Source organism: Bacillus sp. FSL K6-1338 (genome assembly GCF_038006965.1).
In the GTDB taxonomy this organism is placed as follows: domain Bacteria; phylum Bacillota; class Bacilli; order Bacillales; family Bacillaceae_G; genus Bacillus_A; species Bacillus_A thuringiensis_S.
Genome location: NZ_JBBOWI010000001.1, coordinates 2,127,199 through 2,148,594, shown reverse-complemented (window position 1 = coordinate 2,148,594; position 21,396 = coordinate 2,127,199). Strand labels below are relative to the sequence as shown.

The following is a 21,396-nucleotide window of genomic DNA, read 5'->3' as shown; positions in this document are numbered from 1 at the left end:
TCATTACATGTTCATCATAACATGACACTTCATAAACAAATTGTGAAATTATGAACAATATTTGAATCATTACACAAATCGGTCTTTATTTTTAATTTTTAAAAATGAGAGTTTATCACTGACTATATGTAAGTCATACATTTCTAAAAGAAAAGAAAATAAATTAACAAACTTCTCAACGATAAAAAAAAGCTCTTTACTCAATATTTTCTACATTTAAACACTTAGTTTCACAGTAATAGCCTTTACCGCCAACATAAACTTTTTCTATTTTATTTTTGCTATTGGTTGCTAATTTAACTAATATTTCGGAAGGCGAGTGTAAAGAATAACCTTGTTCAAATACATAGACTTCTTTTTGCAAATAGTGCTGTTCATAAAGGTAGCAAGCTAATGCACCGTTTGAAGTTCCAGTCGCTGCTTCTTCATTAATGTCGTATAGTGGAGCAAAATTTCTGCATATAATTCGATTGTCATTAAAAGTATATAGATGCATCCCAACAACATTATAATACTTGCTGATTTCTTTAATTTTTTCAAAATTAGGTTGCAGTGCATGTAATTGTGTTTCGCTTTTTATAGGAATTAAAATATCTTTTAAGCCCGTGGAGACAATTTGGATTGGGTATTTATTGTCTATATCTTTAATGTCAAAACAGTCGGTGAACTCATTTGGAGATACAACATCATAGAATATCGGTTTATTTTGTTCCATGAATATGATGTCATCTGTTATGGTAATAGTAAGAACACCGCTGTTCGTTTCAATCGTATAGCGATTCTTGAAAATTTTATTTAAATGCATCAGTATCGCGAAAGAGCCAATTGTGGCATGACCACATAAATCAACTTCTTCTTTTGGAGTAAAATACTCAAATTTATAATCAGCAATTTCAGATTCTGATATAAATGCGGTTTCCGCATAACCCAGTTGTTTCGCTATTGTCATTTTTTGAGTAGTGGTCAATGTATTTGTATTCTCAATAAATACCACTCCTGCTTTATTTCCGCCTTTATGATCCTTGCTAAATGCACTTGCAACATAAACGGATATTTTCATAAGACACCTTCCTCACTTATAGTAAATTATATATAGAAAGCACTACATATAAATACAATTAGATAAATTATCCATAAAATACGAGACAAACTATTTTTAGCATTTGAACTCTCCAAAAATAGTTTGTCTACAATCTGAAAGCTCTTCATTTGAAGAGCTTTTTTATATTCGCTTCATCGAAATCGTTTCACGTATACTTTGTAAATTTTTTAGTGTTTCTTCTTGTCGCTGCAACGACAACCCTACATACAAAGTATCTAATAAGCTTAACTGTGCTAATCGTGATGAACTTGCTTCTGTACGGAATTCAGTCTCACGTGTTGATGTATATAACGTTATATCAGCAAGCTGACTTAATGCTGATTTCTTATAGCTCGTAATCGCAATAATTTTGGCCCCTCTTGCTTTCGCTACTTCTAACGCTTCAAGTAACCCTTTATTGCTACCAGAATGAGAAATGCCAATAACAACTGAATTTTCCGAGAGTAAACCTGCTCCCATAATTTGAAAATGCGAATCAGTATGAGCGATACAAGAAATACCCGTTCTCATAAACTTATGATACGCATCCATCGCAATAATACCAGAGCCACCATTTCCATAAAACTCAATTCGCCTTGCTTCTTGCAAAGCTCGTACAGCCTGCTCAAGTGCTGTTTCATTTAGCAAATGTAAAGTATCTTGCAGTCCTGTAATATGCGAATGAAAAACTTTTTTAGCAACAGTTACCATACTATCTTCTGCTGATACCTCTTCATGAATATTTTGCATCGGTGTATGTACAATTTCACGAGCTAATGTAATCTTTAAATCTTGAAAACCTTGCAAACCAAGGTGTTTACATAAGCGGAATATCGTCGCTTCGGAACTACTCGTAACTTCAGCTAATTCTGTAATAGATTTATGTACAACATCTTGTGGATGTTTCAAAATATGTTCGGCAATACTTCGCAATTTCGGTGATAAACCATTTAACGAAGCCTGAATCTTTCCAATCCCACTCCTTGTACCAGGCATAGCATATCCTCCTCTTCTATCGTAGCTTTATCCTGTAAAAACCGATTAGTTTAACTTTATTGTACCTAATTATTGAAAGAAGAAAAACCTATATTAGGGATTACTATAAATTTTAATTGCTCCTATGTATTCTGTCATACGATATAACAGAATTATTCATGCTTATGAATAATCCTCCCCATGTTTCACTGCGTATAATGCGGCTTGCGTACGATCATCCACTTCTAATTTAGCTAAAACGTTTGAAACGTGTGTTTTCACAGTTTGTTCTGTAATATGAAGTTCTGCTGCAATCTCCTTGTTGCTTCTTCCTTTCGCAATTTCGCGAAGTACCTCTTGCTCTCTTTTCGTTAACATTGAAAAAGGATTTTCTATTTCCTTCTTTACTGCGGTACGCCCCATTAATGCAGGTGTTACTTTCGGGTGAAAATTCGCATTTCCTTGATGTACTGCAATAATAGAAGCGACAAGTTGCTCAGGTTGTACTTCTTTTAATTGATAACCATCTGCTCCAGCTTCAAGTGCTGGTATAACATAATCTTGCTCTGAAAAACTACTTAATATAAGTACCTTTATCGTCTCATCGTATTGCTTTAGACGTTTTGTTGCCTCAATTCCATCCATTTTCGGCATCGATACATCCATTAGTACGACATCCGGTCTTTCTTTTTGCACGAAATGTAATGCCTCTTCGCCATTTTCCGCTTCCCCAATAATTTCAAATTCTTCTCTCGTTTTCAAAAAGAATACAAGTCCTCTTCGAACGATATGATGATCCTCAACTAGTAGCAATTTAATCTTCAATCTTATTCTCCCCTTCAAATCGGCAATTGAATTTCTATTTTTGTACCCTTTCTCAGCTCTGTTATAATTTGAAACGACCCCTTCATTAACTGAATACGTTCCTTCATACTTTTCAGGCCAAGTGCTGACTCCCTTACTTGCTCTTGTATAAATCCTATTCCATTATCTTCTATGTAAAAATGTAACTGGTTATTTTCTATTTTCAAAAGAACATGTACCTTTTCACACGAAGCATGCTTTTTACAATTATGTAGCGCCTCTTGGCTAATACGCCATAAAACTTCTTCTATTTCATCCCCAATTGAAACCATCCCATCAATTCGAACTTCCACTTGAACTCCTAATAACTTCCCGTAATTTTGAATTGCTTCTGCTAACCCTTTCTCTAATCCTTCAGGTCTTAATTGCCAAATTAATAGAGTCATCTCTTGTAATGCTTCTTGTGATAATTCTCCAATATAACTTAACATCTCTTGCAATTCTCTATCTTGCGTCATATTCAAAGTACCTTTCGCTGTTAGCATAATAGAAAATAACAATTGTTTTACTGAATCATGTAAATCACGTGCAAGTCGATTTCTTTCCGCTACCACTACATATTTACGTTCTTTCTCAACTAACTGAATACGTTGTATTGTTGTTCCAATTTGAAATGCAATTGATTCTAATAATGCTAACTCTTCCTCTGAAAAATGAGTCTTATGAGGCGCAGCCACATTTAGTAGACCAAATTTTTCTGATCCAGACCTAAGCGGAATTGTCGCATGATGTGTAACATCTTCTGTCTCTCCCCAATTACATTCAATTGCATCTTCTATTCGCTTACATTCAATAATATTAGTCGCTTTTTCTAATCTTCCATTCACAAAACGTTCTACACACCAACAGTTTCCTTCACACATCGGCTTCTTCTCTTGCCACGTAAGAGCCTCTGGTAAATTTTCGTCTACAAGCATGCTATGCTTTCCACTTTCATCAATAAAGAATATCCACCCTGTTTGTAAATTCATTACTTGTAACAATGTATGCAACACTTTTTCTAACATATCCTGTAAGTTTGTTGCTTCATTTAATAATTCAGCAATTTCTTTTAATGCTTCTAAACGATGCATCTCTTTTTCTTCAAAGTTCATTCTCATCACCAACTACAATTATAACATTAAGAAATTTCTAAATTCTATAAATAAAAAAAGAACCGAATTCCTTCAGCCCTTTCTTTATATCAATCATTTTATTATTGTTATTCTATCCAATGTTGGAATCAGAATTTTTGTTAACAAGCGATTCTACTTTAGCTGTCCGATAAAGATTGTCCACCATGAATATGCTGTAAACTTTCAGTAGTAACAACCATATTCGCTGCCGGCATTTGCACTTGATTCTTATGGAATATAGACATTAATTCAAATCTTACTTGTCTAGAAGTTTCAAAATAATCTTCTGGCTTTATTAAACCTGTAATACAAAATTCATAGCCAACATATTTCAGGTTAGGATTTAAGTCTGTAACACCGACGTATTTAAATGGTTCAACAGCCTCATCCTCTACTCTATAAAGAGTTTGATCCAATTTTTCATTGCATATAACACATACTTCTTCTAACAATTCCTTCACTCTTGTTGGATCTTCCTGATAACTTACCGTGATACGTTCAATTACACGCATCCATCCTTTATTAAAATTTTGTATCGTTCTAATCTCTCCGTGTGGGATGGTAAGTAATTTTCCTGACCATTCACGTATTTGCATAAAACGAATACTAATCTCTTCAATAGTTCCTGAATTTGTTCCGTTAAAAGTTACAAAATCACCAACTCGAAACTCTTTGTCCGCTAATCTTGCAAAGCCTAATATAACATCTTTTAGCATCTGTTGTGCAGCAAAACCGATGACAACTCCAGCTATCCCTGCACCTGCAATAATACTTTTTATATCTACAAATTGGCTAATTAAATATATGATAAGACTGATGATAATGATATATCTAAAAATAGATCGAATTACACTTTGAATTGTCTGCTCTACCTCTTCATCAAAAAAGCTTGATTTCCTAAAAAACCAATCAATAATACGGTTTATTACAAACGAAATAATGATTAAAACTAAAGCAAATAGCAAAAATCTTAAAAGTAAAAACTCCCTTACATAATTAAAAAATTCTTCAGTATACGTTAATAAACTCATCCATCCACTTCCTTAACTAATAAAAATTCTATACAAAGCCGCTATATTTTTTAAATTCATTAGACATTCTTCTATAAATATACCCTTTTTCATAGCCTAAAGGGAGCTGGCAATTGAAATTTTTTATGACTTTACTTTAAAACTACACTACTCATCTCAACAAAAGGAAAACATTTACATTATATCGAATAGTTCATTTGAAAATATTATTACTCACGGAGGTTACAACCAATGGGATATATTGAAGAACTAAGAGAAGTTGTTGGATCAAGGCCACTCAATTTAGCAGGCGTTGCGGTAGCTGTTTTCAATGAACAAGGACAAATATTACTACAACAAAGGCGAAATGGCATGTGGGGTGTCCCAGGAGGTTTTGTGGAACTTGGTGAATCTACAGAAGAAGCTGGAAGACGAGAAGTACTTGAAGAAACAGGAATTGAAATTGGTACACTTCAGCTGGTAAGTGTATTTTCAGGTAAAGAATTTTTTGTGAAATTACCGAACGGAGATGAATTTTACCCTATGACAATCGCTTACCTTTGCAAAGATATTACAGGTGGCTCGCTACAAGCTGATCGAGTCGAATCATTACATGTACAGTTTTTTAATTTAAATGAGCTACCACAAAATATTAGTCCATTCATAAAAAAATTAATTGAGCAAAATGTCGTCTCGGTTTAAACGCAAAAAAGAGACCTTTTTAAAGGCCTCTTTTTCATTTCACTTCTGCATGTAAACAAGATTTAAAATGTCCAAGTGCAAATTCATGCCCTTGCGCATTAAAAGATGCAACTGCCTTTTCATAAACAACAATTTTAAATCCTTTATTATACGCATCTACTGCTGTATGAAGAACACAAATATCAGTACAAACACCTACAAGATGAACTTCTTCTATTCCTCTTTCTCTTAACTTCATCTCTAAATCTGTTCCAGCAAACGCACTGTATCGCGTTTTATCCATATAATATACATTCTCAGCATTTTTATATGTTTCGTATACTTCTTGTAACTCACCGAATAAGTCTCTACCATTTGTACCTGCTATATTATGAGGAGGGAATAATTTCGCTTCGGGATGATATTCATCATTTTCTTCATGTTTATCAATTGCAAACACTACGTAATCTCCATTTTCAATATATTGCTTCGTTATATGTACAATTTCCTGTTCGATTTCTTGACCTGGTTTTCCGCAAGTTAAAGCGCCTTTTTCCGCTACAAAATCATATGTATAATCAATATTAATAAGAGCTCGTTTCATAACTACTATCTCCCCTTCTCCTGTTTCACAGTAAACAATAGAAAATTTGTTATTACGACATCGTATGTACTATTCGACATTTCAAATGAAATACCTACATTTTTCTTGTAAAACTTATCTTAATCAAAGTTTATCATAAAACAGGCACACAATGACAAAACATATACTTCCCATTAACAAGTCATAAGTTTGATAATTAAACGTAAGTTGATTAACGTCTTGTATAGTAAACCAAATTACTGACATGATTATACTAATCAAGAAGATACGAACATATCGATTCATACCTTCAACCTTTTTCTCCATCATAGTAGTAACAAGTGATTCCTTACTGCTTAATCGTACTAGAAAACGAAATAAATTATTCCCTATTACACCATTCCATCCAAACAAAAAAGCACACTACTTTTTTGAGTAATGTACTTTTTATTCTGATTAAGACGCAGGCTTTGTCTCAAATGTTGCTTGATTAAAACTAATAACCTTTCCTTTCGGGTCATTGTTTTCATACTGAACTGCAGTAATTGTATGACTACCTGTTTCCAGCGTCTTTTCTTTTAATTGTACTGTTGTCTGTGTTGTACTAGTTACTTGATGTTTATCTGTATACATTTGATCTACAAATATGAATGTTTCTTTATCACTTTGAAAATTAGAAAGTTCTAGTTCAACTTGCTGAATTAAAGTATCCTTTTTGATGAATACAGTCGGTATATTTCCATTTTCAGAAGTACCATCTGGAGTAATAACTTTTACTTTCCCTTCTCCAATTGACATTGCGCCTTCAGGAAATACAACCATATTCTCATCACTTGCGTTTACAACTTGTTCTTCCTGTTTTGATTGCGCGTCCTCTTTTTCCTGTGGAGCACCGCAACCTACTAATAACAATACAGACAATCCAGTGATTATGAATTTTTTCAAAATTCATCCCCCCTGTCATTTGATTATAATTTATTATACAAAAATAACTTTTAAAACTTTTATGAACATATAGAAGCTTGCTCACGATTAATGTATCATACTTTCCTTAATAGAACATTAATTTTTTTTATGAAATAAATAGTAATTCCTTCTTATTTATCATTTTAGCCCAACAAATCGATATAATACCCGCTCCAAAATAAAAAGACATTGATATGTCCAATGTCTTTTTATTTTGCACTTTAAAAAACAAATGTTGTGATTTCTTCTACTTCTTTTCTTGGAAGTTTTTTTGGCTTATCTTTCGGAAATCCGAGTGAAATAACCATATTTATTTGTTTTTCAGGCTCAATTTGTAAATATTGGCGCAGTTCATCTTGAGCTAGCAATACTGGCCCTGTCATTGGACAAGTACCAAGTCCCTTTGCATGTGCAGCTAACATTAAGTTTTGTGCCGCTAAACAGCTACTCTTAATCCCTTCTTCTTCCCAAACTGAATCTGGAACAAAAGCAATGGGATCAAATATCTTTTCACGAAACTTTGATTCATATGGTGTTGCCAAGCATACGATTAATACTGGTGCCTCAGAGAAAGCTGTCGCATATGGTCCGAAAGAACGCGTAAGTAATTTCCCTGCTTTCTCTTCTCCATTATCTGTTGCTTTTGCCGCAAGTTTATGTAAAGCATCCCATGTCATTTGTTCAATTTCTTTAATCTTCTCTCGGTTCATAATGACCAAGAATTCCCACGTTTGTGAGTTCGTATCGCTCGGTGCATAACGAGCACAATCAATTATTTCTTTTATATCATTAGTAGATACTTCTTGTTCTGTGAACTTTCTAACACTTCGTCTTCCGTGAATTACTTCTTTAAAACCTTCATAATTCATACATTAAATCCCCTTTTTACAGCGTTTTCAAATCTTGTCCTACGCTTGAATTATATCATGAAAAAAAGCTGAAGGAATATCAGCTTTTTTCTTCAATATTAGTTCATAACTTTAAACAATCTAATACTTTCTTCATATGCCACTTGGAGTTTCTTTGTAATTGGTCCTCTTTCGCCGTTTCCAAACTGTTCATCACCAATTTGAACGACTGGGAATATTTCAAGCGGCGTCGCTGTAAAGAAGCACTCATCAGCCTCATATACTTCTTGTAATGAAAACTCTCGTTCCTCTACTTCGATATGTAACTCTTTCGCTAATGTAATAACATAGTGCCGCGTAATGCCCTGTAGAATGAAATTGTCAGCCGGATGTGTAATCAATTTATTATTTTTCACCATAAAGAAATTCGAATGACACCCTTCAGTCACAATGCCATCTCGTACTAATATTGCTTCTTGATACCCTTGTTCATTTATTTTATTTTTAATCATGATATTTGGTAAAAGATTTAATGATTTTATATGGCAAAACTTCCACCTGATGTCCTCTTCTACCGTTACCTTAATCCCTGCCTTCATTGAAGCAACTGGTCTTGGGAACGAAACAAGATTTGCAAAATATGTCGGTTGTAAATCTGATTCATATACATGATTGCGTGGTTGTGCACCTCTTGATATTTGTAAATATACATTCCCATCTTCTTGAAATTGATTTTTTTCAATCATTTGATGTAACTCTTCCACTAATTCTTCCTTCGTAAATGGTGGAATTAGTTTTATTTCTGCCATAGAGTTAAAGAATCGTTCCAAATGTAAATCTAATAAATGAGGCTTGCCATCGTATAGTCTAAATACTTCATAAATACCATCACCAAATTGGAAGCCGCGCTCTTCTAATGCGACCATCGGCTGTTCTTCCTTCGTATTAATCATTCTCCCATTAAACAAGATCCACTCTTTATGAGTAGCTTTCATTCTTCCCCACTCCTTTATCACATGATTGATTTTATTGTACAACTTATGTCACCCTTAAAGAAGGAATTTTCTGTATTTTCACGAACAAAAAATACATCACTTCGTAAAAGTGATGTATTTTATCATTTATTTAAGGAAATATTTTTCAATATCATCTAACATAAGATTCGCAGCTTTAATACCGCCTGCTGTATTCCAGATTACTTCATCCACTTGGAATACTTTATTATTTTTAGAAGCCTGTAGTTGCTTAAAGAGTGGATCTTCTGTCCATTCCTTTGCTAACGAATTTCCTTCATTATTCTTATCTGCATCTTTATCAGACGTGAAATAAAATAAGTAGTCCCCGTCCATATTTGGAATTTGCTCTTTTGTAATTCCTTTTATCGCAAAATCATCTTTATCTTGTAATGGTGGTCGTTTAAATCCAATATCATTTAAAACAACTCCCGAGAATGAGTTTTTTTGATAAATACGAACATCACCTGGCACGAAACGAATAATAGAAACTTTAGAATTCAATTTATCGCCTAACTTCTCTTTCATTCCTTCAATACGTTTTTTATAATCATCAAGAGCTTTTTGCCCTTCTTTTTCTTTATTTACAGCTTTTGTATAAAGCGTAAAGTTTTCTTTCCAATCACCGCGTAATGTTTCTGCATAAACAGTTGGTGCGATTTCTTTTAGCTGATCATATATTTTTTCGTGACGCATTTTATTTCCGATAATTAAATCTGGCTTAAGCTTCATTACTGCTTCTAAATTAATATCACGTTCAGTTCCTACAACTTCCGTATTTTTTAATTCTTTCGCTACATGAGGGTACCATTCATCACCAGCACGTGGTTTCGTAGTCCCCACTGGCGTTACGCCCACAGCTAGGAGAGCCTCTGCACCTTCATTTGTTAAAACAACAACTTTTTTAGGTGTACCATTTACTGTCGTTTCGCCCATTGCATGCTTGACCGTATATGAATCTTTTGCTTTAGCTGATATATCATTTTCTTTTTTCTCTTCTTTACTACATCCTGCAATTACAACCATGAGTATCATAATGCAGAACATAATTAGTTTTTTAGTATGTATCATATGTCCTCCCTAGATGAAATCGATTATCATTAACAATTAAAGATTAATGTATACTACATACATTGTCAATGTATATCAGAAAACTTTTTTAATATATACCATTTCGATTCTATTGGCTTTTCTAATGTTTCTTTTTAACATATAGTGTATAAGTATGAAAATTTATGTTGTTATTACAATGCGTATCTGAGTTATACATAACAAAGATACGCATCCATATTGCATTATCATTTTAATTCCTAATATTGAGTATACTTAATATACGATGGATCATTATATACCCACTGATTTCCACCAAGGTTTAACCAGCCATTTTCATTTATATATACTAAATAAGATTCTGGAGGATTTAATTGACGGATAACTGCAGATGTAGTTGATGGACCACTTCTTAAATTTACATTCATCCCTTGTATATATGCAACCCCAATCGGACTTCCATCACTATTGCTTGTCTTTACAAAATTAATGTAAGAAGGATCATTATACACCCATTGTCCATTCCCCAAATCTAACCATCCGTTACTTTCCTGATATACAACGTAAGATTCTGGAGAATTTAATTGACGAATAACTGAGGAAGAAGTTGATGGACCATTTCTTAAATTTACATTTTTCCCAAGGATATAAGCGATTCCCTTCGTTTGAGGTGTCGGTTGTGGGTTTGGAGGTTGTGGATTTGGAGCTACTCCAAAAATAGCCGCTATTCCATTTGCATACGCTTGACTTAGATCTTCAATAAATTGTGGATTTTTTAATAAATTTGCATCAAACGTTGTATCAATAAAGGCAGTCTCAGTTAAAATTGCATCCATTGCGGTTTCTCTTAATACCGCATAATTTTCTTTTTTTGCTCCTCGATCACGAAGACCGTATTTTGTTAATACAGGATTTACTGCTGTATGCATCTTTTGTTGCTTTGCATATGCAGTGCTGCTGTTGGATAACGCATTATAAATATAGCTTTCAAAACCTGTACCCCCGCCGCTATTAATATGAAATGAAATAAAATAATCCGCACCAAAAGCATTAGCAATATTAGCACGTTCCGATAAGGAAATAAACACGTCACTATCACGTGTCATTTTAATTGTAATTGGGTAATTTACCGTTAAAATATCTCGAACGCGTCTAGCAATTTGAAGCGTTAAGTTTTTTTCTACTAAGCCATTACCAACAGCACCAGAATCATATCCACCGTGCCCTGCGTCTATAACAAGTTTCATTTTACTACCCCGCCCCTTTCTTGTAATATGTTAGCATTGCTACTCGTCCTATTTTATGTGAAATGTACAAGTTCTGTTACAATCACAAATAAAAAAACCGCCTTATGTAAGGCGGTTTCTATCATCTTGTTTTAACCAATTTAAAATAAATATATACGATTGATAGTGAATATAACGTATGCAAAATAAAATAAATAAAAGTACTATTCCAACACCACTATAAAGTAAACCGAACTTTAAAAAAACATTCACAAGTGGTGGAAAGTTCATTATATTTTGTAATGTACTAAGCATACAAAATATAATGAAAAAGACAGGGACGTATTGTAATTCATACGGCTTTCTTTTCTTAATCATTCTTTTCCGAATGATTATATGACATAGTTCTGCTACTATAAAGCACCCTCCAATTAATACAAGACCAGAAGTCATTGTCATACATCCACCTGCCTTATATTTATTGTATCGCATAAATAATCATCGTTATATTTTCTTCACATACGCTCCATCTTCTGAAGTAAAGCCAAAACTCTCTATGAAAGAATGCGCTTTTTCTGTTAATTCCTCTTGTAGCACTTTTATTTCTTTCACATTTCTTTGTTTCATCATTTCTTCAAATGTAAAATACGTATTTGTACCATAACCATAACCTTGGTAATCAAAATGAATAATTAGCTGTGATAAAACAGCTCGTTCCTCTTGAACACTATAATCTATTACACCAATATATGTATCATCAACTTTCACACAATACTGTACCTTTTTCTCACCTAAACTATGCGATTTAAACATTTCTTTAACAACGCTTTCATTTTCTATAGTAACTTTCTCAAACGTAATCATATGTTGTCCATCCTTTTACTATTATTGTATCAATAATACTTCCTATTTATGAAAAAAACCTTAAGACCGTATGCGATCTTAAGGTTTTTCTAATTACACTAAGCTATACGCACGTTTTGTTTCTTCATGGAACTTGTTCGTATCGTATTTATGCTCAACATAAATTTGGTGCCATACCATAAACGCAAGTACAGTCCAAATTTTACGGCTATAATCGCCTTTATCTGCACAATGTGCTTCCAGTAAGTTTAATACATACTGTTTGTCGATTAAATGCTCTGTCTTACTTTCGTTTATAATATTTATAGCCCAATCATGCATTTCGTCTTTTAACCAGTGACGAATTGGTACTGGGAATCCAAGTTTTTTACGATCTAATACGTGATCTGGAACGATTCCGCGTGCTGCTTCACGTAAAATAGCTTTCGTAGTTCCGTTAGCAATCTTAAGTTCAGTTGGAATTTTAGATGCAACATCGAATACTTCTTTATCTAAGAACGGTACACGAAGTTCTAATGAGTTTGCCATTGTCATTTTATCAGCTTTTAATAAAATGTCACCGCGTAACCATGTGAACATGTCAATGTACTGCATTTTACTTACATCATCATAATCTTTAATCTCGTTATACAATGGTTTCGTGATATCCATATAGTTAACACTTTCATTGTAATACTTCATTAATTCAGCTTTTTCTTCTTCACGGAAGATTTTCGCATTTCCATAGTAACGCTCTTCAATTGGTGTACATCCACGCTCTAGGAAGCTCTTACCTTTAAATCCTTCTTTAAGAGCACCACTCAATGCTTTTAGAACACTCTTACCTGGGCTAGGAATGTAAGAGAACATTTTTAGTGAGTTTGGCTCACGGTAAATGTTATAACCACCAAATAGCTCGTCTGCGCCTTCACCTGAAAGAACAACTGTTACATGTTTACGTGCTTCTTTAGCAACGAAGTACAATGGTACAGCTGCTGGATCAGCTAAAGGATCATCCATATGCCAAATGATTTTTGGGAACTCATCCATAAATTCTTTCGCTGAAATGAATACGTTATGGTTTTTAACGCCTAATTTCTCAGCAGTTTCTTTTGCAACATCAACTTCACTGAAACCACGTTGCTCAAAACCAACAGAGAATGTTAAAAGATTTGGATTCATTTCTCTTGCAATAGAAGCGATGATAGATGAATCGATACCACCAGATAAGAATGAACCTACTGGTACATCACTACGCATATGCACTTTTACTGAATCATATAGTACATCACGAATTGCTTGGATATGCTCCTCTTTCGTTGCACTTGAAGCATTGAAATAAGGTTTCCAGTAGCGATGGATTTCCATCTCTTTACCGATTTCTTTTACGAAATAATGACCAGGCTCGATTTTATTAACATCAATTGTTAATGTTTCTGGCTCTGGGCCATATTGGTACGTAAAATAATGTTGTAGTGACGTTGGATTAACGCCTTTATCTTCCATCACATGCATAATACTTTTCTTCTCAGATGCGAAGAATGTAGTATCACCTTGCTGTGCGATGTATAGAGGTTTAATACCGAAGTGGTCACGTGCACCGAAAAGTTTCTTCTCTTCACGATCCCAAATCATAAATGCAAACATACCACGAAGGTAGTCTACACATTTTTCTTTCATATGTGCATACAATGCAATAATAACTTCTGTATCAGATTGCGTTGCAAACGTTGCACCTTTTTCAAGTAACATTTCACGTAATTCTACATAGTTGTAAATTTCACCATTAAAAATAATTACATATCGATCATTTTCATAAGTTAGCGGCTGATGTCCTGCCTCTAAGTCAATGATACTTAAACGGCGGAAGCCAAATTGTACATGTTCATCACGAAAATATCCTTCGTCATCTGGACCACGGTGGAAAATCATCGTGTTCATATTTTCAAATTGATGTTTTTCTGTTTCTGAAAACTCTCTAGGGTTTTCACATAAACATCCTACAAAACCACACATACTTCTTACCCTCTTTCGGTTTTCATTCTGTTTCTATACTACTATATCAACCCTATTTATACTAGCATAATCAACTGAATATGGCGACCAAAAACTATAAAAAAATCACTCCATTTCACATTTTTAACAATTTTTTATGAAAACATGAAAACTAGGCACTCACCTTTCTCAGCTTTTGTCATATGATATTGCAAATTGATTTCTAGGAGGGAATACCATGAGTGAAGAAAAAAAAGATTCTTCTCGCCCACCGGTTCGTAATTACTTAAAGCAAATTGATGATTTCTTCGAGCAAACACCTCTTCGCAATGTAATCGCTGATTTAAATCATTTTTTCCAAAAAGGAAACCGTTTATTAACATTCCCTGTAGATTTATATGAAGTTGGTGAAGAACTCGTTGTTACAGCTGAACTACCAGGTATACAAAAAGAGCAAATCCAAATTGAAATACAAAGTGAATACTTAAAAGTCTCTGTAAAAGAAGAGATACTCGAAGAGGAAGAAGAAACATCCCATAACTATTATCGCCGAGAACGTTCCATTTCAGAAGCATCAAGATTGATTAAGTTGCCGTATTCAATTAATAAAAAAGCAGCAAAAGCTTCTTATCAAAACGGCGTATTAGAAATTCGGGCGCCGAAACTTCCCCAACAACATGACATTTTATCCATAGACTAATGCAAAAAAATAAGGGTGCTATGCACCCTTATTTTTAATCCACTAATCGCTTCATATCACGTATAATGTCTTCGTATGGCGTATTACTAATGCCACTATACTTTTTCATTACTTTTCCGTTTTGATCAATTAAATAAAATGATGTACCATGCATGACCTGACCGTTCTCCGGCTTATCTACAAGTGATTGGAAATTATCTTTTGAAAACTTTGTAATATCTTCTAACGAATATCCCGTTAATAAATTCCAGTTACTAGTATCCTCTGTAAACTTTTGAATAAATGCTTTCAGATTTTCTGGTTTATCAAGGTCTGGATCTACACTAAATGAAACAAACTGAACGTCTATCTTCTCTTCTTTTGCCATCTTTTGCAGCTTGGCCATATTTGCAGTCATTGGTGGACAAACTGTTTGACAATTTGTGAACATAAAATCTGCAACCCAAACTTTCCCTTTTAAATCTTTTGTACCAAATTGCTTTCCATCTTGATTTGTAAATTGGAAAGTTTCTAAATCCCAATTCAATGGTTTACGAAGCTTTGAACCTGATCCACTACATCCAGCAAGTACAAAGAGACAAAATACAACCATAAGACCAATTATTTTTTGATAACGCTTCATTTATAAACCTCTTTTCTCTATCCTAAATTTAAATAGGTTATGTTTATAATAACAAAAGTTAACACTACGAGAAAATTGTTTACTACATTTGTTCACGAAATCGTACGAATTTACGTATGTTACTTCTTTATTTCAAGCGAATTACTAGACAAAATATATTTTTTTACTATTATTTCTATAAATAGAAGTGATAAAACTATTTTTATTGTTACTTTTGTAAATACCTTTCCCTATTTTTTAACAATTCCTTAAACATTAATCCATGTTTTACACTGTATTCCTTAACAACATTTCGGTACAATACAAATACAACGATTTTAAATGAGGTGATGTTCATGGCAAAGCGCTATGAAAATATGGATAATGTTAGTACAAAAAAATCAATTCGCTCTTTTTTACGCTGGCGTAAAGAACGAAAGCAAAACAAAAAAGATTTTTCTTTCTTAGTAGAACAATCACCCGTTAAACAAAGTGCATTTTTGCAAAGTAATGTAAAAAAAACGACTGTCACATGGATTGGGCATTCTACTTTTCTTATCCAAACGAATGGACTTAATATATTAACAGATCCAGTATGGGCCAATAAATTAAAGCTAGTTCCAAGACTTACAGAACCTGGACTCTCTATAGAAGCACTACCTAAAATTGATATTGTCCTTATTTCACATGGTCATTATGATCATTTAGATTTTTCAACTCTTCGTCAGTTGAATGATGATGTTCTATACCTTGTACCTATCGGATTAAAAAAATTATTTACTCGTAAGAAATTTAAACATGTAGAAGAGTATAAATGGTGGAAAAGTACGATAATTAACGAAGTTTCTTTTCACTTCGTACCTGCTCAGCACTGGACGAGAAGATTCTTATTTGATATGAATACGTCTCACTGGGGGGGATGGATTATTGATAATGAAACGACTATGGAAACCATATATTTTTGTGGCGACAGTGGCTATTTCCAAGGTTTCAAAGAAATTGGTGAACGCTTTTTAATTGATATTGCTCTTATGCCCATTGGCGCTTATGAACCAGAATGGTTTATGAAAGTATCTCATGTTTCACCTGAAGAGGCTGTGCAAGCTTATTTAGATTTAAACGCTACTCATTTTATACCGATGCATTACGGATCATTTGCACTCGCCGATGAAACACCTCGTGAAGCAATAACTAGACTTCGAAATAATTGGAATTTGCGCATGTTACCATGGGAACAACTGCATGTACTCTTTTTAGGCCAAACTTTTATTTATAGTAACGCAACAAATGATAAGCAAATAAATGAAAAAATTGAAACTTTACATGTGTAACGTAGCGACTGATTTTCTACATCTAACATATAATATAGAAAATCCTATAGTGAAGGCTTTTACGGACAGCCCGTTACCTAACCTCTTTGCTCCAGCTAAATTTTGAGGTGGGAGTTTTACTGTCCGCAAATTGCGGGATAAAGGGTGTTTTCTATGAATAGATATTTACAGACTCGCTATATCATTAGCGGTAGTGCCTGTATAGCTCTTCTTATTTCTTACTTTCTATTTACATAAAAAAGCTACTTGAAATATATTTTCAAGTAGCTTTTTTATTACTCTGCTAAATACATAAATCCGATTGCACCCGGACCTGTATGAGTACTAATTATAGGCGTTGTATAGAAAATTTCTGATTGAGCAAACCCACTCACTTTTTCAACCGCCGCTTTCATACTTTCAGCTAAAGGAATTGCTTTCGCATGTGGAATTGCAACAGCCTTTACAACTTTTCCAGCTGTATCTTGCTCAAATAACTTAGCTAATGTTTTTACAATTTGGCCTTGGCTACGAACTTTCGTTACAGGATTATAAACACCGTCTTCAAGACTAGCAATTGGCTTTATATTAAGCAGCGAACCGATAAACGCTTTTCCTTTACCGATACGTCCACCCTTCACTAAGTTTTCTAATGTATCTACTACTACATATAAACGAGTATTCTTTCTTACTTCATCTACACGTTTTAAAATTTCTTCTAGTGAGCGCCCTTCATTTGCCATTTTTGCAGCTTCAATTACTTGATATGCTAAAGCATGTGTAATAAATTGAGAATCAACAACTGTTACTTTTGTATCGGTCATTGATGCAGCACTATTTGCAGTTGCTACAGTACCACTCATTCCACTTGTCATATGAATGGAAAGTACTTCACTTCCATCTTCACCTAACTTGTTATACATTTCTACAAATGTACCCATTGCTGGTTGCGATGTTTTTGGTAATTCCTCTGATTTAAGCATTTCTTCAATAAATTCATCTGGTTGTAGATCAACGCGATCTAAATATGTTTGTCCATTTACAGAGATTGATAATGGTAGAACATGAATGTCATACTTCTCGATTACTTCTTGTGATAAATCTGCCGTTGAATCTGTTACAATTTTAATTTTTTGCATATTATATTCTTCCCTTTCCAATACGCTCTCCTTGTTATTATACTAGTATTCCCATTGCTTTCAACAATTTGGAACGAAATTTCATCAAATTAATTATATTTTTATATCTAAAATGAAAAAGACAGAGCTCCTAACCCTGTCTCTACTCTATATCATGCATTTTTTTCAAGAGTATTTGTTTTATATACATTTAAATAATCATTCCACTTCAAACAATTTTGTAAATATTCACGGAAAGAATATGCAAATCTTGGATGTTTTTGTTTTTGAATTTTTGCAATAAATAATTGAAGACGAGACTGAATTAGAAACGATAATGGATGCTGCGCCTGTAGGACAGGGATTTCGAATATTTTAATACAATCCCCTGTTGAATGAGTGAAATAAAAACTTTTCGTAATCACAATATCAATCCTCTTTTTCATTGGATTTTTGAACTTCCTCTACTTTGCGTTGTAACACGTTGTTTAACGTGGAGTAAAATCAGACTTATATGATTTCTGTAGTCCTTATGGCTAGAAGATTTATACTCTATTCATCTCCACCTAATCCATCTTCCCATCCTAAATATCTCCGAGACGGGAATCTCATTATCCATCAATTGTTTAATACATTTAGTATAAGCTTATAAAAGCGCAAAGTTTGTCTAAATTTTGGAGATTCTATAATTTTTTTCTTCTATATATTGTATACGTTTATAGCTATAGTATAACCAATAAATAAAAAAGTGCCTTTATAACGAGGCACTTTTCGACTGCATTTCTTCTCTTTTCTTTTTCCTCTTACTAACAACCTTTGATAAAGCAATACTTACTTCATAAATACAAATAAGCGGCACCGCAACTAAACTATGAGATAAAAAGTCAGGCGGTGATATACAAGATGCAATGATAATCAGTGCTACGTAAGCATATCTTCTTATTTTTATTAAAAATTCCGCCGTAAGTATTCCAATACTAGTTAAAAACATTACAACGACTGGTAATTCAAAAATCACAGCAAATGGGACTGTTAAATTAAGTACAAAATGAAAATACTTTTCTGTCGTAAACATCGTATTAAACATTTCATTACCTATCGTAGTTAAAAAGTGAAATAGAAATGGCATTACAATAAAGTATCCAAAACATAAACCTGCAATAAATAATATAGACAATACCGGTATATACATTATTGTCATCTTTTGTTCATTTGGATGTAAACCCGGTTTTACAAATAACCAAATTTGTATAGCAGCAAAAGGAATTGTACAAACGATAGCAAATACTGTAGCAATCGAGAAAAAAATCCACAATACATCACTTGGACCGAGAACAGTTAATTTCATTGGTAAATCTTTTACAAGCCAAAAATAAATATCCTTTGTAAAAGTAAATCCGATAATTAAAAATAGTACAAAGGATAACACCGTATATATTACTCTTTTTCGAAGCTCAACAATATGTTCTACTACGCTCATTTCCCGATCTTCCAACTCGTTCACCACACTTTATTTATCCATTACAAGGAAAATACATTACATTTTTTCTTTCTTTTCCTTTTCTTGAAATGCGTCATCTGTCAATTCTTTCGTTGATTTTTTAAACTCTTTTAACGTTTCCCCTAAAGCCTTCCCGATTTCCGGCAATTTTTTAGGCCCAAATAAAATGAGTACTGCTACTAAAATTAAAATTAACCCTGGAAAGCCAATATTTGAAAACATTTCCCCATCCCCTTTATTAGTAGTTTCCTTGTCCTATTATTACATAATTTTATTTTGTCAAAAAAGTTTGAAAACGTCAACAAATCCATTGCCTTTTGTCAAAAAAATTCAAAAATATAATCAATTATACAAATTTCATTTTCTATTGCCCTTGTGTATGATATGGTAAGGGAAATGACATATTATTTCATGATAGTAGAAAGGATTTGCATTATGACTGAAAAAATGACACGAATGACCCAATTTGTAAAAGAAGAAATTGCAAATGCAATTACACATGGTATCGGTGCCATTTTAAGCATCCCTGCCTTAATCATATTGATTATTCATGCTTCTAAGCACGGTACCGCATCAGCTGTAGTTGCATTTACTGTTTATGGTGTAAGCATGTTCTTACTGTACTTGTTTTCAACATTGCTACACAGCATCCATCATCCTAAAGTTGAAAAAATATTTACTATTTTAGATCATTCAGCCATTTACTTATTGATTGCTGGCACGTATACTCCTTTTCTACTTATTACACTTCGTGGCCCATTAGGATGGACGTTACTTGCTATTATATGGACACTTGCAATCGGAGGTATCGTCTTCAAAATTTTCTTTGTACGTCGCTTTATAAAGGCATCAACTTTATGTTACATCATTATGGGCTGGCTCATAATCGTTGCCATTAAACCACTTTATGAAAATCTAACTGGACATGGTTTTTCACTACTTTTAGCAGGTGGAATTTTATATTCTGTCGGAGCTATATTCTTCCTTTGGGAAAAGCTACCTTTCAACCATGCCATATGGCACCTGTTCGTTTTAGGTGGTAGTGCGATGATGTTCTTTTGTGTACTCTTTTATGTCTTACCTACAGCATAATAAAAAAGGTTTCAACTTATAGTAAGCTGAAACCTTTTTTACTACTTATGTAATTGTGATGCGATAACTTCCTGTGTATGCTTCGTTAATTCTTTAATATCCATATTCGCATAATCTTCAGGTGTAATCGGCTTAGAAATTGTTACTGTTGCATGAGCTGGCTTCATACGATTTCCATTCGCTTCAAACATCTTATATGTACCATCTAACGTTACAGGTAAAATTGCTACACCTGACTTTACTGCAAGATGAAAACTACCAGCCTTAAACTCTCCAACTTCGCCACCCTTACTTCTTGTCCCTTCTGGGAAAATTACGATAGAATGTCCATTCTTTAATAGCTCGATTCCATCTTTAATTGCTTTAAGAGATTGACGACGATCGCTACGATCCATAAATACACAATTCATAAGTTCCATCCAAGTTGGCACAACTGGGAACTTTTTAATTTCTGCTTTTGACACGAATCCAATTGGTTTATTTAAGTAACCTAGTAAAACAGGGATATCCATATTACTTTGGTGATTACTTACAACTAGTACCGGCTTGTCTTTCGGAACATTTTCAAGCCCTTTCACTTCTACTGTCCCTCCAGCTACACGTACCATTTTCTTACCAAACCAATTTGTCGTTTTGTACACAGCATTATCTTTTTCTTTTGGCGCCATCGTATTTACTTGTCTTTTAAGACGCCACATTCTCGGTGTAATCGCAATTACGATTAAAATTAAATAAAAGATTTTAAAAAACGTTTGAATCATACAGAACCCCCACCTATTATCATTCCGACCTTCATTATACTAGACAAACGAAGGAAAAAGAAG

General features: G+C 33.6%; 24 protein-coding genes. 4 read left to right on the top strand and 20 right to left on the bottom strand.

Translation table 11 applies throughout. From position 1 onward, the window contains the following. Nucleotides 1-196: 196 nt before the first annotated feature. The 5 genes from NZ044_RS11195 to NZ044_RS11175 form a co-directional block, all read right to left on the bottom strand. On the bottom strand, nt 197-1,060 hold the full coding sequence (locus NZ044_RS11195) for a PhzF family phenazine biosynthesis protein (RefSeq protein WP_000704327.1): 864 nt from the start codon (nt 1,058-1,060) through the stop codon (nt 197-199). Nucleotides 1,061-1,222: 162 nt separating this feature from the next. Continuing rightward, nucleotides 1,223-2,077 carry a MurR/RpiR family transcriptional regulator gene (locus NZ044_RS11190; RefSeq protein WP_001119651.1) on the bottom strand — a complete coding sequence of 285 codons (855 nt, stop codon included), beginning with the start codon at nt 2,075-2,077 and terminating at the stop codon, nt 1,223-1,225. Nucleotides 2,078-2,239: 162 nt separating this feature from the next. Continuing rightward, nucleotides 2,240-2,881 (bottom strand): two-component system response regulator CasR, encoded by a 642-nt coding sequence (casR, locus tag NZ044_RS11185; protein WP_000694630.1) that lies wholly within the window; start codon nt 2,879-2,881, stop codon nt 2,240-2,242. A gap of 14 nt (nt 2,882-2,895) precedes the next feature. Then, nucleotides 2,896-3,993, bottom strand: coding sequence for a two-component system sensor histidine kinase CasK (casK, locus tag NZ044_RS11180; RefSeq protein ID WP_170925745.1), 1,098 nt, complete (start codon nt 3,991-3,993; stop codon nt 2,896-2,898). A 179-nt stretch (nt 3,994-4,172) separates the two neighbouring features. Continuing rightward, on the bottom strand, nt 4,173-5,066 hold the full coding sequence (locus NZ044_RS11175; protein WP_000055429.1) for a mechanosensitive ion channel family protein: 894 nt from the start codon (nt 5,064-5,066) through the stop codon (nt 4,173-4,175). A gap of 231 nt (nt 5,067-5,297) precedes the next feature. On the opposite strand from NZ044_RS11175, the gene NZ044_RS11170 reads away from it, so the two are divergent. Continuing rightward, nucleotides 5,298-5,747: an NUDIX hydrolase gene (locus NZ044_RS11170; protein WP_000540506.1), complete on the top strand. Its 450-nt coding sequence runs from the start codon at nt 5,298-5,300 to the stop codon at nt 5,745-5,747. Nucleotides 5,748-5,781: 34 nt separating this feature from the next. Here the strand turns inward: NZ044_RS11170 and NZ044_RS11165 are convergent, their stop codons facing one another. From NZ044_RS11165 to asnB, 9 genes are all read right to left on the bottom strand, one after another. After that, the gene (locus NZ044_RS11165; protein WP_000816791.1) at nt 5,782-6,330 is read right to left on the bottom strand and encodes a cysteine hydrolase family protein; all 549 of its coding nucleotides are present in this window, start codon (nt 6,328-6,330) and stop codon (nt 5,782-5,784) included. 435 nt (nt 6,331-6,765) lie between these two features. Next, nucleotides 6,766-7,254, bottom strand: a complete 489-nt coding sequence (locus NZ044_RS11155; RefSeq protein WP_000713494.1) for a hypothetical protein — start codon at nt 7,252-7,254, stop codon at nt 6,766-6,768. Nucleotides 7,255-7,496: 242 nt separating this feature from the next. Further along, nucleotides 7,497-8,144 carry a nitroreductase family protein gene (locus tag NZ044_RS11150; RefSeq protein WP_001105348.1) on the bottom strand — a complete coding sequence of 216 codons (648 nt, stop codon included), beginning with the start codon at nt 8,142-8,144 and terminating at the stop codon, nt 7,497-7,499. 98 nt (nt 8,145-8,242) lie between these two features. Next, nucleotides 8,243-9,118 (bottom strand): D-amino-acid transaminase, encoded by an 876-nt coding sequence (gene dat, locus NZ044_RS11145; RefSeq protein ID WP_000648395.1) that lies wholly within the window; start codon nt 9,116-9,118, stop codon nt 8,243-8,245. Nucleotides 9,119-9,244: 126 nt separating this feature from the next. Then, entirely contained in the window at nt 9,245-10,207 is a 963-nt protein-coding gene (locus NZ044_RS11140) for an ABC transporter substrate-binding protein (protein ID WP_000581983.1), read from the bottom strand. 239 nt (nt 10,208-10,446) lie between these two features. Beyond that, on the bottom strand, nt 10,447-11,433 hold the full coding sequence (locus NZ044_RS11135) for an N-acetylmuramoyl-L-alanine amidase (protein WP_000779884.1): 987 nt from the start codon (nt 11,431-11,433) through the stop codon (nt 10,447-10,449). Nucleotides 11,434-11,535: 102 nt separating this feature from the next. Next, complete coding sequence (locus NZ044_RS11130) at nt 11,536-11,865, bottom strand: hypothetical protein (protein ID WP_000200457.1); 330 nt, start codon at nt 11,863-11,865, stop codon at nt 11,536-11,538. 51 nt (nt 11,866-11,916) lie between these two features. Continuing rightward, a complete protein-coding gene (locus NZ044_RS11125; protein WP_000627501.1) occupies nt 11,917-12,276 on the bottom strand; it encodes a GNAT family N-acetyltransferase in 360 nt (119 codons plus the stop codon). Nucleotides 12,277-12,369: 93 nt separating this feature from the next. Then, complete coding sequence (gene asnB, locus NZ044_RS11120) at nt 12,370-14,271, bottom strand: asparagine synthase (glutamine-hydrolyzing) (protein ID WP_000333819.1); 1,902 nt, start codon at nt 14,269-14,271, stop codon at nt 12,370-12,372. Nucleotides 14,272-14,488: 217 nt separating this feature from the next. Between asnB and NZ044_RS11115 the strand changes: the two genes are divergently transcribed. After that, nucleotides 14,489-14,950 (top strand): Hsp20/alpha crystallin family protein, encoded by a 462-nt coding sequence (locus tag NZ044_RS11115; RefSeq protein ID WP_001288086.1) that lies wholly within the window; start codon nt 14,489-14,491, stop codon nt 14,948-14,950. 34 nt (nt 14,951-14,984) lie between these two features. Here NZ044_RS11115 and NZ044_RS11110 read toward each other — a convergent pair whose 3' ends face one another. Continuing rightward, the gene (locus tag NZ044_RS11110; protein ID WP_000833341.1) at nt 14,985-15,572 is read right to left on the bottom strand and encodes an SCO family protein; all 588 of its coding nucleotides are present in this window, start codon (nt 15,570-15,572) and stop codon (nt 14,985-14,987) included. A 335-nt stretch (nt 15,573-15,907) separates the two neighbouring features. Here NZ044_RS11110 and NZ044_RS11105 point away from each other — a divergent pair, with 335 nt between their 5' ends. Then, nucleotides 15,908-16,882, top strand: coding sequence for an MBL fold metallo-hydrolase (locus tag NZ044_RS11105; protein WP_098505730.1), 975 nt, complete (start codon nt 15,908-15,910; stop codon nt 16,880-16,882). Nucleotides 16,883-17,157: 275 nt separating this feature from the next. Here NZ044_RS11105 and NZ044_RS11100 read toward each other — a convergent pair whose 3' ends face one another. From NZ044_RS11100 to NZ044_RS11085, 4 genes are all read right to left on the bottom strand, one after another. Beyond that, nucleotides 17,158-18,000, bottom strand: a complete 843-nt coding sequence (locus NZ044_RS11100) for a DegV family protein (protein ID WP_014894780.1) — start codon at nt 17,998-18,000, stop codon at nt 17,158-17,160. Nucleotides 18,001-18,152: 152 nt separating this feature from the next. After that, nucleotides 18,153-18,404 carry a DUF2535 family protein gene (locus NZ044_RS11095; protein ID WP_000629010.1) on the bottom strand — a complete coding sequence of 84 codons (252 nt, stop codon included), beginning with the start codon at nt 18,402-18,404 and terminating at the stop codon, nt 18,153-18,155. 329 nt (nt 18,405-18,733) lie between these two features. Next, a complete protein-coding gene (gene tatC, locus NZ044_RS11090) occupies nt 18,734-19,459 on the bottom strand; it encodes a twin-arginine translocase subunit TatC (RefSeq protein WP_000117643.1) in 726 nt (241 codons plus the stop codon). Between the two features lie 57 nt (nt 19,460-19,516). Then, nucleotides 19,517-19,702, bottom strand: coding sequence for a twin-arginine translocase TatA/TatE family subunit (locus NZ044_RS11085; protein ID WP_000492443.1), 186 nt, complete (start codon nt 19,700-19,702; stop codon nt 19,517-19,519). A gap of 213 nt (nt 19,703-19,915) precedes the next feature. On the opposite strand from NZ044_RS11085, the gene trhA reads away from it, so the two are divergent. Further along, complete coding sequence (gene trhA, locus NZ044_RS11080; RefSeq protein ID WP_000136889.1) at nt 19,916-20,572, top strand: PAQR family membrane homeostasis protein TrhA; 657 nt, start codon at nt 19,916-19,918, stop codon at nt 20,570-20,572. Nucleotides 20,573-20,613: 41 nt separating this feature from the next. Here trhA and NZ044_RS11075 read toward each other — a convergent pair whose 3' ends face one another. Beyond that, nucleotides 20,614-21,333 (bottom strand): lysophospholipid acyltransferase family protein, encoded by a 720-nt coding sequence (locus NZ044_RS11075; RefSeq protein WP_000616579.1) that lies wholly within the window; start codon nt 21,331-21,333, stop codon nt 20,614-20,616. Nucleotides 21,334-21,396 lie beyond the last annotated feature (63 nt).